The organism is Methylotuvimicrobium buryatense 5G, from assembly GCF_000341735.1.
Lineage (GTDB): Bacteria > Pseudomonadota > Gammaproteobacteria > Methylococcales > Methylomonadaceae > Methylotuvimicrobium > Methylotuvimicrobium buryatense.
Window position 1 is genome coordinate 54,108 of the sequence record NZ_KB455575.1, and the last position, 14,962, is coordinate 69,069.

The following is a 14,962-nucleotide window of genomic DNA, read 5'->3' on the forward strand; positions in this document are numbered from 1 at the left end:
AAATATTAGACCACCCCCTCCTCAGGGTAAATTTGTTTTATTAAAAAAACTCATCTAAATAAAAAGGTTACAGCCGATCCTGAACACAGCCGTCGATTTCGGTTATAAAAGCGCCTATGAACTTCCAACTTAAGTATACCTTTCGTACTTCAAAATTCGGCAGGTGACTAAGGAGGCACCGGGGGCCAGTCAAAGGACGCCGTGAATACATCCATGTACAAGGCTCTATGCCAGCATTCATGCTGGCAAAGCCTTTGCCGAGCACCCCGGCGCCTCCTTAGGGATTGCCGAAAATTGAAGTGCGAAAGGTATAATTGTGCAAAAAGTAGCGACCGAGCGCTAAATGGTTGTGTTGTCCGGAAAGGCTATTGGTGTTTGAGCGTTACTGGCTTCGATAGTCGCGACGAAGGTGTCGCTCCCACAGAGAGCGGTGGACGCTCTGTGGGAGCGATCCCCTGATCGCGATTTCGAGGCCGAAAGTGTTAAGTCACAATAAATGGTATCGAGGTCTCATTGGTTAAGGTTGCAAAAGGGTAATTTTTGACTTATGTATACCCTTTGCTGGTCAAATTTCGGCGCAGGGGTGTCCGCCAAAGGACGCCGTGAATACGTCCATGTAGCCTCTATGCCAGCTCCATGCTGGCAAAGCCTTTGCCGCACACCCCGGCGCCACCTCGGGCACAGCCGAAATTTGAAGTGCGAAAGGTATATAACGATGAGAGCTTCAGCCAGGGAAAGAGCGGGATGCGGGTTGGCCGTTTTTAGCTTGATGCGTATGGGTTTGTAACCCCGGTCTAAGCGTTTCGACTTTGGTCAAAGTAAGCCGAAATTTTTAAGGCAAGTCGAAACGTTAAGAGCGGGTTAAATAACCCGTCCCGCAGAAGTGGCTGCGGCTAAGGCTGGCTTGGTTTTTGAGCTTTAGCTGAAGAAACTTGCTAATCAAGCAACAACAAGCTTCAAACCGTTTTAAAGCTTAATTCTATTCAGGCTGAGCTAGAAAGTCGGCTATGGTTTTTTGCAACAACATAGCAGTCGGTGTGTCTTGAAAATCCTGATCAATAGGCGTATGGATATCGGAGACGTAAAATAATGTGATCGGTTTTCTCGGGCTTATCAGCAGTTTCAATGACTCTTGAATCTGATGCAGAATCGGGTTATCGATAAAGCGGTCTTGGTAATGTAATGCATAAGCAACTAGCCCTTTTCCGCTTCTGCTTCGAAGAATCCTAACCGGAATGCGAGGTTCTCCCGGAAGAATGATTACTCCTTGGTTTTCGAAGTCGCCTCCATAGGACAGCGCCAGTTCGGGATGATGATAGAGGCGTTTATGATCGAAGGCTCGTGCGGCAAATAGGCGTACCGGATGGCTTACGCCGTCTTGGTAACTGCGTTCGATCCACTCGCTGGCACCGAAGGTCAGCTCCCCCCAGTTCGGATTTCTTTTGGTCGGATGCGAACTGAACCGGCCTAGCTCCTGTTCTATGGCTTGTACCGAGCGGTTGTCTAGATCCGTTGAGCCAAAATAGTTGTGTATGACAGTCGGTATTAAGGCAATTGAAAGGATCAACGAGACAGGCAATGCATAACGGGCGGATAGCATGTTAATTTTCTGCCAGCGGAGTTTCAGGAGGGTTTTGGCCGATTATGAAAATAATCGGTAGTGCAATCATAAAGGTCATTAAACCGGAAATTTCATGTGCCGAGGTTTTTAATACATCCAAGCCGAACCAGTTGACTAGCAGAGTTAGTACAAGCACTCTAACGATATTAACGCCAACGGCCAGCGGTGCGGCAATGAGTAGCAGTACGATTCGTCGGCGAATGCTGTTGCAGAAATACGCCGTTAAAATCGCGATCGTGATTGCCGCATATAGCGTAGAAAAGCCGCTACAGGCGTCGGCGACTTGCAGTACGCCGTTTTCAACTTGCAGAACAGTTCCGTACGAATAAACCGGAATGCCGAATAATTTGAGTAACCACGCCACACTTTTCGTGGCGATGATTCTCAACGTCATGTGTATCGATTCGGTGAATACCAATGGTATCGGCAGAGTGAGGAAGAGCGTAGCCAATGGAAAAATAATGGCTTTGCTGCGTTCGGTGCCCAGAAACAACAGTGCAAGTCCCGGTAGTGCCAAAAAAAGTGCGGCGGCGGACAATAGTTGGGTATGCATGCCGGTATCCAGCATATGCGCAGCTAGCGCCGGAAGTAGTATCGCAAACCCCCAAGGATTAGCGCTTCTCGGTAAGTTCTTACGTTTTTTTAATTCTCCCCAGACTAGATAAATAACCAGTAAGGCGACCAGGATGCCGTGTCCGTTATGCCATACGCTCATCGTCCAGCGTTCGATAAGCCAAAATATTGTCGGAGCAAAAACCAAAATCAACAAGCCGGCGCATAACCAAAGCATTGATGTTTCTCTCAGCGCGAGGGTCTCGGTTGAATGAGCCGATTTAGATAAATGAGGAGGATAACTGATCATATTTTTTAACCGAGTCGATAGAGGGTTCCGATTATGACGATCCAAGCGTTGCACATGCTAGCAGAATAATCGTAGTGCTACCAAGCTTCGGGTAATTTGATTATCGTTTCTGTTCATAAGTTCGATTTTTTAGTAGACGTTTGTGATTGCGCTGTTAGTATTCTAGCAGTTAGCAGTTAGCAGTTAGCAGTGAAAGGTGAATAGTGAATAGGGCTGCTTTTGGATATGGGCGAAAATGATAGATTGGGCATTGAGTTGAATTGGAGAATTGATTTGAATAGTCGGCGTCGAAATTATGGTTTTTTTGGGGTTGTTGTAGCGGTGTTTTTCGGTGTGATGTGGTCGGCTTTAAGTTTAGCATCCGATTCATTACCTGCCACGATTGAAAAAATTAAGCCCGGCATTGTCGTCGTCGGGACGTTTCAGCGAACGCGTAGTCCTAGAGGGCTTTTTTTAGGTACCGGTTTTGCCGTTGGCGATGGAAGTTTAGTTGTTACCAACGCACATGTGGTAGCAAAGGAATTGGATGAAGGGCATTTGGAGTCCTTAGCGGTTTTTATTCGTCGTGGCGGTAAGGATCAAATGGTTCAAGCAAGACAGGTTGCGATCGCCCCGGAACATGACTTGGCTATACTGAAGCTGTCCGGTAATGCTCGTTTACCCGCGATGAGGCTTGGCGATTCCGGTCGAGTGAAGGAAGGGGAGTTGTATGCCTTTACCGGCTATCCGATAGGTATGGTGCTTGGGCTTTTTCCGGTGACGCATCGAGGAATCGTGTCGGCTATTACGCCGATGGCGATTCCGGTTATCCAGTCCAGGCAATTGAACACAAAAATGCTTAAGCGTTTACGTAATCCTTACAATGTTTTTCAACTCGATGCAACGGCTTATCCGGGGAATAGCGGCAGCCCATTATACGACCCTGAAACCGGCGAAGTGGTCGGTATTATCAACAAGGTTTTCGTCAAGGAAAGCAAAGAGCAGGTCCTTTCCCAGCCTAGCGGTATTACTTATGCGATACCTTCGGTTTATTTGAGGCAATTGTTGAATAAGGTTGAAAAGTAGGGAAAAAGGTGAAAGGGGAAAGAGGAAAGAGGAAAGAGGAAAGAGGAAAGAGGAAAGAGGAAAGAGGAAAGAGGAAAGAGGAAAGAGGAAAGAGGAAAGAGGAAATTAGGGATTGACAAGTGGTTAAAATGCCGGATCATTTTACCGCTTACCGCTTACCGCTTACCGCTTACCGCTTACCGCTTACCGCTTACCGCTTACCGCTTACCGCTTACCGCTTACCGCTTACCGCTTACCGCCCACTGTCCCGGTGAAGGTGGAAGATATTTTGCCGTTGCCGGTTTATGGGGCTACACTTGTTGCGTCGAGTCTTTCGTGTAAATTTGTTTAACCCCTATACCATTATGGTTTGAAGTTTTTAAGCTTGTGAATAAATTCTCTATAACTCTCCGTTTTGAAACCGACTATCGGCAATCGATATGATCAGGATTTTTCGTCATTACATTTCTAGCGCGTTTTTATGGTTGCTCGTTTTTGAAGCAATCATGTTTTATTTCGCGATGTACCTGGGTAGTCAGGTACGTTTTCTTTATCAGCCTTCCTGGTATTCGGAATCCGATATCGTTAATGCCAGTCTGATTTTCGCGGCTATTTTTACGTTATGCAATATCTCGCTGGGATTGTACCGGCGAAATTTGGGCATCCACGAATACGACTTATTGGCGCGCGTCAGCTTTAGCTTCGGCGTCGGCATCTTTGTCGTGGTGTCGATTTATTACATTTTCCCCAATTTTTTAATCGCGCGGAGCGTATTGGGCGTCTCTATCGTGATTGCCTTTTTAGGCATGATGCTAATTCGGTATTTTTTTTATCGCTATGCAAAAATCGATAGGATTAAAAAACAAGTGCTGGTCGTCGGTAGCGGCAATAAGGCAAAAGAATTGGTCGAATTGAATTCCGGATATTTGCATAAGTCCTTTAATATTGCCGGTTTCGTGGCTTTGCCCGGTGAAATGTGTTGCATCGATGAAGCGCTGTTGATCAAGCAAGATAAATCGCTTAACGAGGTCGCTCATGATTTGAATATCGATGAGATCGTTTTAGCGATCGATGATAGGCGCCGCGGTATGCCGTTGACTACTTTGCTCGATTGTAAAATGTCGGGTTTCGATGTGATCGACTTAGTGACTTTTTACGAACGTGAACAAGGCCTTATCTCCCTTACGAATGTTTATCCGAGTTGGTTTCTATTTTCGGATGGTTTTGCGGTCAGCGGGTTAAGGTCAATAGGCAAAAGATTTTTCGATATTGTGGTTAGTTTGATTTTATTGGCGGTGGCCTGGCCCTTCATGTTAATGACTTCGATCGCAATTTTGATCGAAAGCGGAATCAAGGCGCCGATTTTTTATCGGCAAGTCCGAGTCGGCGAAAATAATCGTAACTTCGAAGTCATTAAATTCCGCAGCATGGTCGTCGATGCCGAGAAGAACGGCGCGCAATTCGCTCAAGAAAAGGACAATAGGATCACTAAAGTCGGCGCTTTCATTAGGAAATGCCGTATCGACGAATTGCCGCAAATATTTAATGTGTTAACAGGCGACATGAGCTTCGTCGGACCCAGGCCGGAGCGACCCGAATTCGTCGAAGGGTTTGTTGAACGGATCGATTATTATGCCGAACGACATCGTGTTAAGCCGGGGATTACCGGTTGGGCGCAGATATCGTACCAATACGGAGCTAGTGAAGACGATACGATTAGGAAACTCGAATACGATCTTTATTACGTAAAAAATTACAGTTTATTTTTAGATATCAGCATCATTCTACATACGATTGAAATTGTTGTTTGGGGGAAGGGGGCTAGGTGAGAATTTATATTGAAAGATGAAAGATGAAAGATGAAAGATGAAAGATGAAAGATGAAAGGTGAGGAGTTTGGAGAGGTTGATTTGAATAAAAAATGTATTTTAGTGACCGGCGGTGCCGGTTATATCGGTAGTCATACTTGTGTGGAGTTGCTTCAGGCCGGTTTTGAAGTCGTCGTGGTCGATAATTTATCGAACAGTAAATTGGAAGCGTTGCACCGAGTCGAATCAATTACTGGTAAATCCCTTGCGTTTTATCAAGTCGATATTAGAGATCGAAGCGGAATGGACCGGGTTTTCAATGAGTACAACATCGATGCGGTGATTCATTTTGCCGGACTCAAGGCGGTTGGGGAATCGTGCAGTAAACCTTTGGAGTATTACCACAATAATATTTACGGTACTTTGGTGTTGACCGAAGCGATGGCGGAGGCCGGAGTCAAAAATCTGGTATTCAGTTCTTCGGCGACGGTCTACGGCGATCCGCATAAAGTGCCTATCGAAGAAAGCTTCCCGTTGTCGGCGACTAATCCGTACGGAAGAACCAAGTTGTTTATCGAGGAGATTTTGAGGGATTTATCGGCTGCGGATCGGTTGCAGGGTTCCGGGGCAGCACCTTGGAAAATTGCTTTGTTGCGGTATTTTAATCCGATAGGCGCGCATGAAAGCGGTCTGATCGGTGAGGACCCTAATGGCATACCGAATAATCTCATGCCCTATATTGCGCAAGTGGCGATCGGTAAATTGACGGAGTTGTCGGTATTCGGTAACGATTACCCAACGCATGATGGTACCGGCGTTAGGGATTATATCCATGTTGTCGATTTGGCGAAAGGCCACTTGAAAGCGCTTGAAGCCTTGTTTGCTTGTCCGGCCGATCAAGCCGCTTGCACGGCGTTTAACTTGGGTACCGGCAAGGGCTACAGTGTTCTTGATATGGTTCAAGCATTTGAGCGGGTTACCGGTCAAAAGGTGCCTTATAAAATCGTTCCAAGACGGGCCGGCGATATCGCCGAATGCTATGCCGCCCCGGCTTTTGCGCAACAGCAACTCGGATGGTATAGCGAAAAAAATCTGCAAGATATGGTTGCAGATACTTGGCGTTGGCAAAGCCGAAATCCGCAAGGGTATGCTTAATCAATTCGTTTCCTGATTACTAACAAGCTTCAGCTAAAATCGGAACGTAACAGATCCCATGAATGCTGTTAATCGTCACCCAAGCAGGGATTGCAGAAGGGGGCAGATTGAATGGATGCGACTAGGCAAAGTATTAAAGGCACATGAGTATCCTGCGGGACGGGTTATTTAACCCGTCCCCAACGTTTCTGCTTGCTTCGGCCATGGTTGAAACGTTTCGGGCTGGGTTGTAAACAAACCCAGTCCAGCCGTAACAATTCAGCTCCCCGGCAATTATCGTTCCCATGCTCTGCGTCACTGCCATTAAGTTAAGGATTTTTCCGTTCGCCCTGAGTCTGTCGAAGGGTGAATGGAAAAATCCTGGGTCGATAAGTTAAGCCGTCCATGGTTCGACAGGCTCACCACGAACGGCTTAACTTAATGGCAGTGATGCTCTGCGTGGGAATGCCTGAGTACCGCTCCAGCGGTACGAGACGCTAGAGCGTCTCGGGCTGCATTCCCACGCTGGAGCGTGGGAACGATAAGGGGGAGCTGAATAATTATGTCCTGCCAAAGAGTTGCCAAACCTTCAACAAAGCTCATAGCTTCAAGATGTTATTTATCCATGAAATCCTAAGCGTTAACCGGGCCTTACTATGCTGCGTTGCAACAACAGTTTCATCACGGCTTGAACGCTTTCGTCCAGCGAGAGTGCATGCGTATTGACTATCAGCTCGGGTTTTTCGGGTTCCTCGTAAGGCGAGTCGATACCTGTAAAAAAAGGAATCTTGCCGGCACGCGCTTTTTTATACAACCCTTTCACGTCTCTTTGTTCGCAGGTTTCCAGCGGGCATTGGCAGTAGATTTCGATGAAATCGCCGTGAGGGACCAATTTCCGTGCGGAACTTCGGTCTGCGCGGAATGGTGAAATAAAAGCCGTTAATGTAATCACACCTGCTTCAATCATTAATTTGGCCATTTCGCCGATTCTTCTGATGTTTTCTACTCTATCCTCATCGCTGAAGCCCAAATCGCTGCAAAGGCCGTGTCTCACATTATCGCCGTCCAAAACGAAGGTCGAACAACCATAACGGTGCAAATAGTCTTCGACGGCATGAGCCAATGTAGACTTTCCCGAACCGGACAAGCCGGTAAACCACAGTATCACGCTTTTATGTTTATGTAGTTTTTCTCTGTCGTTACGGGTGATGGTGGCGTTATGCCAAACGGTATCGGTGCTTTTTTGAGTCATATTGATTTGATGGGAATGAATTAACGAAAGGATGAATAATGCGTTTCGAAGCGATCGATAAATTGCGGGAGAGTTTCTATCGGTAGATGATTGATGCCGGCCGCGGCTTTGCGTCCGCCTCCGGTAGGAAACATCGCGCATAGTTCGTCGGCGCCGGTTTTATGAGTATGCGGAGCCCTGACGCTGACTAAATAGCCGCCCGAGCGGTTATGGCTCAGTATCGCATGCGCGCGGTCGGGATGAGCATTGGCTAACTCGTTGGCGAAAACGCCGCTGATGCGTCTGGCCCAAGCTTCGTCCGGTAAGATGAAAACCGCCACTGAGGCTGTGCTGTATTCCGATGCGATGTTTTTGGCATATGCCATGTCATTGTCATAGCCATCCACCAATCGATGATAGATTTCAGCTTTATCATTGATAAAATCGAAAGGCGACGGGTAACCGGCCATTTCTAAATACAGTTCGTCGGGCGGAAAATGCAGGTCCTCGACGCAACTACCGTAACCGTTATAATTGATACAGATGCCGAGTTGTTTGAGCTGTTCGGTGTGCATTTCGGACAAGGATAGTCCGCTAGCCAATTGCATGGCCGGTTGATCTAGATTATCCCCGAATGCGGCCGTGATGGCCCATTCCCGGTAGCGTCCTTGTAAATAACGGTCGACGAGTATACTGGTGCAGACATTGGCATCTGTATCGATCAGAGCGGTTAATGCGGTATGATCGGGTATATCGCCGGACCGGTGATGATCGACATAGAATACTTCGGCGCCTTGATCCAGAATGCGCTGGAGCGCGGGCAGATTCTTTTCCAATGAAATGTCCAGGACCAAGACTTTGTCGCCGGCTCGAGCGTCGACTCGCTCGAGCAAATCGATATCGCGCTTAATGCCGGTCACCAGTTGGGCGTTCACGGGCTCGGCAAGCCGAAGCTGAATTAAGGCGCAAATGCCGTCGGCATCGCCATTGAAAACATCGAAGCGCATGCGTTTTTCCTTAAATAATAAACAATGGAAGGCAAAGTATAGGCAAAAGCCGGCGCGATACCAACTGCCTAAGAGAAAAGGTTAGATAAACCCGCTATAATCTTTATCGTTGTCTGTAAAAATTGTAATTATTCAGCATAAGTCATGTATGAGAAGGTGTCAGGCATTGATTTATAAGGCTGTCTGCAACAGGACGTTGCAGTCAGAGCTTACAGGGATGTATTCACGCGTCCTTAGAAATCAATGCCTGACACCAACCTACCGCATGCGCTGAATAGTTACTAAAAATTTATCATTACCAAGGATTTTCCTATGATACCTGTTATTTTATCCGGCGGTTCGGGCACCCGGTTGTGGCCGTTGTCTCGCGGACAATATCCTAAGCAATTTCTGCCGCTGGTTTCCGAGCGGACAATGATTCAGGAAACCGTGCTGAGGCTCAATGGACTCAAACATATCAAACCTCCAATCGCCGTTTGTAATGAAGATCATCGCTTCATGCTGGCCGAGCAAATGTGGGAAATCGGCGTCAAACCGGCCTCCATCATTTTGGAGCCGGTCGGCAAAAACACCGCGCCTGCGGTCGCGATGGCGGCTTTATCGGTCGCTTCCGACGACGTGCTTTTGATCTTGCCGGCCGATCACGTCATTGCCGATTGCGCCGCGTTTCATCAAGCCGTTATCGCCGCCGATACCTTGGCTCGGCAAGGGCAATTGGTGACTTTCGGTATTGTGCCGACACAGCCTGAAACCGGTTATGGCTACATACAACGTTCGCAGTCGCAACAGGGCGAGGCATTTAAAGTCGCGGCATTCGTCGAGAAACCGGATGCGGAAACCGCGCAGCGTTATATCGAAAGCGGCGATTTTTATTGGAACAGCGGCATGTTCGCTTTCAAAGCCGGCGTTTATCTCGACGAATTGGCGAAATTCAATCCCGAGATGTTGCAGGTCTGTCGAGAAGCACTGCAATCGGCGCAGCAGGATTTGGACTTTACCCGTATCGGTAAGGATATTTTTTCGACCTGTCCGGCCGATTCGATCGATTATGCCGTGATGGAAAAAACCGCCAATGCCGTCGTTATTCCGCTCGATGCCGGGTGGAACGATGTAGGCTCATGGACGGCTCTTTGGGACGTGACGCCGAAAGATGACTCGGGCAATGCAGTCTTCGGCGATGTTTTGGCGATCGACACCGAAAATTCTTATTTGTATTCAAAAGATAAATTGGTTGCAGCAATCGGCGTTCAGGATCTGGTCATTGTCGAAACCGATGACGCCTTATTGGTCGCAACCAAGGACAAAGTGCAAGAAGTCAAAGCGATCGTCGATTTTTTGAAAAGCCAAAAGCGCAGTGAAGCCGATTTGCATCGCAAGGTTTATCGTCCGTGGGGGCATTACGATTCGGTCGATAATGGGGAACGTCACCAGACCAAGCGGATTTTGGTCAAGCCGGGTGCCAAGTTATCCTTGCAGAAACATCATCACCGCGCCGAACATTGGATTATTGTCAAAGGCACCGCTTTGGTCACCAAGGGCGATCAACAGATTCTGTTGGCCGAAAACGAGTCGATTTATATTCCTCTGGGTACCGTGCATTGTTTGGAAAACCCCGGCGTAATTCCTTTGGAAATGGTAGAAGTGCAATCGGGTAGCTATCTAGGCGAGGACGATATTGTGCGTTTTCAGGATCAATATGGTAGGGTTTAATTCCATAGAAGCCAACTTAAGGAAATAACGCGTCATTCCGCCAGGGATTGGCGGAAGCCAGTACCAGGGATGGCAACGCGTAGCTTCGCATCTATGCCGATATAACGAATAAAGCCGCAAACCCACCACAGAATAAGCACTAATAAGTTGGCGCTTATTGGGTTTGATTCATTGTAGGCCCGAGCGACCTCGTCGGTTATCGATGCGATAGCGTTTATAACCCGCCAGCCAAAATTTTTAGATCTTAATTTCATTAACGGGAGATATCGATGAAACAAATTATCACGAAAGCCGTATTTCCGGTCGCGGGTTTAGGCACCCGGTTTTTACCGGCCACCAAAGCTAGTCCGAAAGAAATGTTGCCGGTCGTCGATAAACCGTTGATTCAATATGCAGTCGACGAGGCAGTCGCCGCAGGAATCGATACGATGATCTTTGTGATTGGCCGGAACAAAACATCGATTGTCGATCATTTCGACAAAGCCTACGAGCTTGAAACCGAGTTGGAAGCGAAAGGTAAGATTCAGACTTTACGGATGATACAAAATATCGTACCGCCGCATGTCTCCTGCGTTTATATTCGACAGTCCGAAGCGCTGGGGTTGGGACATGCGGTTTACTGCGCGCGGCCTATCGTGGGTGACGAGCCTTTTGCCGTCATTTTGGCCGACGATTTAATCGAAGACAAACACCGTGGATGTATGCGACAAATGGTTAGCGTATTCAATCAGGAACGCAGTAGTATTTTGGGAGTCGAGCGAGTCGATCCTTCGGAAACCGGTAGTTACGGCATCGTTAAGACAGAACCGGTTTCGGAAAAACTAAGCGATGTGAAGTTGATTGTCGAAAAACCCAAGCCGGAGCAAGCGCCGTCGAATTTGGCGGTCGTCGGACGCTATATTTTGACGCCGGCTATTTTCGAAAAAATCAAACGGACCAAAAAAGGCGCGGGTGGAGAAATTCAACTCACCGATGCGATCGCCGCATTGATGGATGACGAGCAGGTTTTGGCGTATGAGTTTGAAGGACAGCGTTACGATTGCGGTTCCAAGCTCGGCTTTTTAATCGCGACGGTCGAGCATGGTTTATTACATGAAGAGTTGAAAAACGATTTTGCCGAATATTTGAAAAATCTCGCGGCTCGGATTTAATGTGTGCGTAAAAGTTCAGTATGAGCTAATGGGGAGATCGGGGGCGTTCCTCGCATAGACGCCAACTTAAGGCATAAAACGTTGATTTGTAGTTGAAAAATAAAAGTGTGGCCACAACATAGAGTATTTTTACCGACGAAAGTGAAAATCCCTATGAAGCAGCCACAGCTAACAGATACGCCTTTTGATGAATTTTTGCAAGAGCTCCCGGCAGATTTCCAGGAGCAGGCCTATGAATTACAGGCGTTTGCACGGGCACGGAAAATCCGATCACCGTTGCAATTATTGCAGTTAGTCCTGTTGTATTGCGGACAGGACTTGTCGTTGCGCAGCTGTGCCGGCGAAGTTGCCAAGCTTCAAGGCTATTTGAGCGACACGGCGGTGACCAAGCGACTGGCGGCCTGCGTGGTGTGGATCAAGTCGTTACTGAAGCGTGTGTTCGGATTGGATAAACAGATCAACAATGGCTCCTTGAATTTCATTGTGATTGACGGTTCGACCGTGCAAGAACCCGGCGCGAAAGAAACAACGTATCGCTTGCATGTGGCGATCGACTTGATGAGCTTNNCACTTCGCGAGGTCAACGTCACGACCGATAAAGTCGGCGAGAGCTTGGATCACTATCAGTTGACTGCAGGTGATGTCGCGTTGGTTGATCGAGGCTACAACCAACCGAAGTCTTTAGTCCCGCTCATTGATCGCGGCGGCCACGTCGTACTGCGCTACAATCCACACAGCATGACGCTTTACGAACGGTGCAACGAACCGAAAGGTGTTAAAATCGATTGGGAACAGCGCATACGCGATTTGAATGGTCAGCCGGGTGCGATACCCGTTTATCTGTGCCATCAAGACAAACGTATTGAAGGCGTGGTGCATGCGATGCCGTTACCGCCGGAACAGGCNGCGCAAGCACGCCGCAAAGCGAAACAACGCGCGCGTGATAAAGGTCGCACGGCGAGCCAAAAGACCTTGATGCTGAGCGGCTGGGTGTTGATTTTTACTTCGCTCCCCGAAGCGCTGCTCGACACGAAATCAATCGCTGAGCTCTACCGGGTTCGCTGGCAAGTGGAGCTGGTCATAAAGCGGCTAAAGAGCTTGCTCGATATCGACCGGCTACGCGCCCGAAAAGACAGCAAGCTGGCGGATTTATATTTGCACGGCAAGTTACTGTTTGCTGCAGTGACTCAAAAAATAGCGCAGCGCCGATTCGGCCGGGCGGCCACCACAATGGACGGTGATCGTTCGATTACCCATTGGCGTTTATGGCGCACGATCGCCAATGAGATCAAGGCAGGACTTACGGCTTGTTTTCCAAAAAATAAGCGCTTTATTGATGACCACGTAAAAAGCCTTTGTGAACGTCCGCGCAAGAGAAAGCTTCAGGGTTTGCCGGATCGTGTTTTGGAACTCATTATTGAAGGTCGGGGAGGTGGCGTTAGTCTTGCTTAATCAAATACTTAGATTCTTAAGTTGGCGCTTATGGGCGTTCCTCGTCCCACCAAGCCGGTGAAAATGTTGTAGACCCTTCATGCTTCGACTTGGCTCAGCACGAACGGTCTACAACACATGCAACTCCACTTTTTAGGATTAAGGGAAGTTCTTTATGACTAAGTCCTTAATTAATTTCTAGCCCTATTGAGACTACGCTGATTTTAATCCGTTTCGGTGTTGATCCCGTAGCCTTGAAACAAAGAGCGAATTTCTTCGAGTCCATCTTCGATAGACCAGCTAACCGAACGTGATAGCAAGTCGAGCAGGATGATGGCATTAACGGTGGCATCCTCGGTGCTTGCCGCTCTAAAACGGTTGGCAAGGGCTTTGTTGATGATTTGCAAGTTTTGATAACGTTGCATCAGTTCATCCAATTCGAAGGTATGTTCAAGACCTTGCTTATACTTGAAATATTGACCCAGCAAATACATCGATGTACTACGGTAAATTGTTTCGTCGTCGCTGGCCAAGGGTAGATGAAAGCGCGCCATCGGTTTTAAATGTTCGGTATGAGGGCAAGGGCTTGTCGCCATGATTAAACCCAGCAACGAGCTTAATGCCCGCTGCATCGTGGTTTTTCCGCTGATTGTTCGTTCCGGTGTGATAACATCTAGTGCGACCGATTCATAAGAAACCAGCGTGCCGCATAACTCCATAAGCGGCTGCAAATTGACGGCGACGGGACATTGCGGTGAATGTTCCTTTGCCAAGGTGCAATTACTGCATTGGTGGTATTCGAGCTCGGTCCAGAATGGCGGCTCAGTGAGTTGGGGACGGGTAAAATTCATCGTTTTTTGATCGATTTCAATTGCGAACTCGATGACGTTATTATCGGCGAATAAAAAACGATAGAGAAAGTGTAAGTTTTGATCGGTCATGCGGTTTTCCAATATGAAGCCGTCTTGTCGTTGATATTTAGGAACGAGCATGAAATAACTTAGACAATTGTCGGAAGGGGGGTTGGTGACTCGCTTGACAGGTGTCGGCGGCAGGGATAGCCGCCGTCAAGCCTACAGGGACGTATTCACGGCGTCCTGTCAAGCGAGTCACCAAACCGCCACAAAGCCTACTACTTGTATAAGTTATTTTGTGCATATTCCTTAGTGGGTCTTCGGTTTCTAAGTTTACTTTATCGATTGGACTTTATATAAGTATCGCTTAATTTTGGCAAAGGATGATTTAAATGGGTGGATTATGAACGAGGATGCGGCAAAAATTTTATTGGTGGATGACGAACAAAATGTTCTCAAGGCTTTATCCAGGATTTTGCGGGATTATCATTTAGTGACCGCGCAGAGTGGGGAAGAATCATTACTATTAGCCAAAGAAATCGAATTCGATTTAGTGATTTCGGATTATCGAATGCCGGGCATGGACGGTGTTGAGTTTCTAAAGAAGTTCATTAAGTTGCAACCGAATGCCATGCGGATGATTCTGACCGGCTACGCCGACCTCGAAAGTGCTCAGCATGCGATCAATGAAGCCGGCGTATTCCGGTTTCTGAATAAGCCTTGGAATAATCTTGAAATAATCAATGCGGTTGCAGTTGCGTTAGAGCATAAACGAATATTGCAAGAAAATAAGGACTTAGCCGATCAGGTACGAAGGCAGCAAGCGCTTTTGAAAGATCAAGATGCTATTCTTAGAGCACTGGAAGCCGAAGAACCCGGCATTACCAAGGTCAATTGGGCCGCGGACGGTTCGATCATCATCAATGAAGATGAATATGAATAACGGAGTTAAAGATTTACCTGATTAGCAAGTTTCTTCAGCTAAAGCCCAAAAACCAGGATATCCCTGGCAGGACGGGGCTTGCAACCCCGTCCTAAGCGTTTCGATTTTGGCCGAAGTAAGCCGAAATGTTTAGGTCAAACCGAAAAGTTGGGGACGGGTTAAATAA

13 protein-coding genes are annotated in these 14,962 nt (G+C 47.6%); 7 read left to right on the forward strand and 6 right to left on the reverse strand.

What is annotated here, in order from left to right; all coding sequences use genetic code 11:
• Positions 1 to 979: 979 nt before the first annotated feature.
• On the reverse strand, positions 980 to 1,600 hold the full coding sequence (locus tag METBU_RS0100255; protein WP_017838718.1) for a hypothetical protein: 621 nt from the start codon (positions 1,598 to 1,600) through the stop codon (positions 980 to 982).
• A gap of 1 nt (position 1,601) precedes the next feature.
• Positions 1,602 to 2,411 (reverse strand): exosortase/archaeosortase family protein, encoded by an 810-nt coding sequence (locus METBU_RS0100260; RefSeq protein WP_017838719.1) that lies wholly within the window; start codon positions 2,409 to 2,411, stop codon positions 1,602 to 1,604.
• A 345-nt stretch (positions 2,412 to 2,756) separates the two neighbouring features.
• Between METBU_RS0100260 and METBU_RS0100265 the strand changes: the two genes are divergently transcribed.
• From METBU_RS0100265 to galE, 3 genes are all read left to right on the forward strand, one after another.
• On the forward strand, positions 2,757 to 3,548 hold the full coding sequence (locus tag METBU_RS0100265) for a S1 family peptidase (protein ID WP_235726359.1): 792 nt from the start codon (positions 2,757 to 2,759) through the stop codon (positions 3,546 to 3,548).
• Between the two features lie 419 nt (positions 3,549 to 3,967).
• Positions 3,968 to 5,356 carry a TIGR03013 family XrtA/PEP-CTERM system glycosyltransferase gene (locus tag METBU_RS0100280; protein WP_017838723.1) on the forward strand — a complete coding sequence of 463 codons (1,389 nt, stop codon included), beginning with the start codon at positions 3,968 to 3,970 and terminating at the stop codon, positions 5,354 to 5,356.
• Positions 5,357 to 5,407: 51 nt separating this feature from the next.
• Complete coding sequence (gene galE / locus METBU_RS0100285) at positions 5,408 to 6,490, forward strand: UDP-glucose 4-epimerase GalE (RefSeq protein ID WP_017838724.1); 1,083 nt, start codon at positions 5,408 to 5,410, stop codon at positions 6,488 to 6,490.
• Positions 6,491 to 7,109: 619 nt separating this feature from the next.
• Here the strand turns inward: galE and cysC are convergent.
• Positions 7,110 to 7,721 (reverse strand): adenylyl-sulfate kinase, encoded by a 612-nt coding sequence (cysC, locus tag METBU_RS0100290; protein WP_014149195.1) that lies wholly within the window; start codon positions 7,719 to 7,721, stop codon positions 7,110 to 7,112.
• A 20-nt stretch (positions 7,722 to 7,741) separates the two neighbouring features.
• Positions 7,742 to 8,707, reverse strand: a complete 966-nt coding sequence (locus METBU_RS0100295) for a DHH family phosphoesterase (protein ID WP_017838725.1) — start codon at positions 8,705 to 8,707, stop codon at positions 7,742 to 7,744.
• Positions 8,708 to 9,019: 312 nt separating this feature from the next.
• On the opposite strand from METBU_RS0100295, the gene METBU_RS0100300 reads away from it, so the two are divergent.
• A complete protein-coding gene (locus METBU_RS0100300) occupies positions 9,020 to 10,417 on the forward strand; it encodes a mannose-1-phosphate guanylyltransferase/mannose-6-phosphate isomerase (protein WP_017838726.1) in 1,398 nt (465 codons plus the stop codon).
• A 32-nt stretch (positions 10,418 to 10,449) separates the two neighbouring features.
• Here the strand turns inward: METBU_RS0100300 and METBU_RS28530 are convergent, their stop codons facing one another.
• A complete protein-coding gene (locus METBU_RS28530) occupies positions 10,450 to 10,671 on the reverse strand; it encodes a hypothetical protein (RefSeq protein WP_017838727.1) in 222 nt (73 codons plus the stop codon).
• A gap of 15 nt (positions 10,672 to 10,686) precedes the next feature.
• On the opposite strand from METBU_RS28530, the gene galU reads away from it, so the two are divergent.
• Together galU and METBU_RS22980 are read left to right on the forward strand one after the other, a co-directional pair.
• Positions 10,687 to 11,568 carry a UTP--glucose-1-phosphate uridylyltransferase GalU gene (galU, locus tag METBU_RS0100310; RefSeq protein WP_017838728.1) on the forward strand — a complete coding sequence of 294 codons (882 nt, stop codon included), beginning with the start codon at positions 10,687 to 10,689 and terminating at the stop codon, positions 11,566 to 11,568.
• 153 nt (positions 11,569 to 11,721) lie between these two features.
• Positions 11,722 to 13,020, forward strand: a complete 1,299-nt coding sequence (locus METBU_RS22980; RefSeq protein ID WP_017838729.1) for a transposase — start codon at positions 11,722 to 11,724, stop codon at positions 13,018 to 13,020.
• Between the two features lie 203 nt (positions 13,021 to 13,223).
• Here the strand turns inward: METBU_RS22980 and METBU_RS0100320 are convergent, their stop codons facing one another.
• Entirely contained in the window at positions 13,224 to 13,991 is a 768-nt protein-coding gene (locus METBU_RS0100320) for a DUF6901 family protein (protein WP_017838730.1), read from the reverse strand.
• 265 nt (positions 13,992 to 14,256) lie between these two features.
• On the opposite strand from METBU_RS0100320, the gene METBU_RS0100325 reads away from it, so the two are divergent.
• Complete coding sequence (locus tag METBU_RS0100325; RefSeq protein ID WP_017838731.1) at positions 14,257 to 14,796, forward strand: response regulator; 540 nt, start codon at positions 14,257 to 14,259, stop codon at positions 14,794 to 14,796.
• The last annotated feature ends 166 nt before the right edge of the window (positions 14,797 to 14,962 follow it).

What these genes read in the sequence shown, in the direction of transcription:
- METBU_RS0100255 (WP_017838718.1), bottom strand. Translation starts at nt 1,600, where the DNA reads ATGCTATCCGCCCGTTATGCATTGCCTGTCTCGTTGATCCTTTCAATT.
- METBU_RS0100260 (WP_017838719.1), bottom strand. Translation starts at nt 2,411, where the DNA reads ATGCTTTGGTTATGCGCCGGCTTGTTGATTTTGGTTTTTGCTCCGACA.
- METBU_RS0100280 (WP_017838723.1), top strand. Translation starts at nt 3,968, where the DNA reads ATGATCAGGATTTTTCGTCATTACATTTCTAGCGCGTTTTTATGGTTG.
- galE (WP_017838724.1), top strand. Translation starts at nt 5,408, where the DNA reads ATGAAAGGTGAGGAGTTTGGAGAGGTTGATTTGAATAAAAAATGTATT.
- cysC (WP_014149195.1), bottom strand. Translation starts at nt 7,721, where the DNA reads ATGACTCAAAAAAGCACCGATACCGTTTGGCATAACGCCACCATCACC.
- METBU_RS0100295 (WP_017838725.1), bottom strand. Translation starts at nt 8,707, where the DNA reads ATGCGCTTCGATGTTTTCAATGGCGATGCCGACGGCATTTGCGCCTTA.
- METBU_RS0100300 (WP_017838726.1), top strand. Translation starts at nt 9,020, where the DNA reads ATGATACCTGTTATTTTATCCGGCGGTTCGGGCACCCGGTTGTGGCCG.
- METBU_RS28530 (WP_017838727.1), bottom strand. Translation starts at nt 10,671, where the DNA reads ATGAAATTAAGATCTAAAAATTTTGGCTGGCGGGTTATAAACGCTATC.
- galU (WP_017838728.1), top strand. Translation starts at nt 10,687, where the DNA reads ATGAAACAAATTATCACGAAAGCCGTATTTCCGGTCGCGGGTTTAGGC.
- METBU_RS0100320 (WP_017838730.1), bottom strand. Translation starts at nt 13,991, where the DNA reads ATGCTCGTTCCTAAATATCAACGACAAGACGGCTTCATATTGGAAAAC.
- METBU_RS0100325 (WP_017838731.1), top strand. Translation starts at nt 14,257, where the DNA reads ATGAACGAGGATGCGGCAAAAATTTTATTGGTGGATGACGAACAAAAT.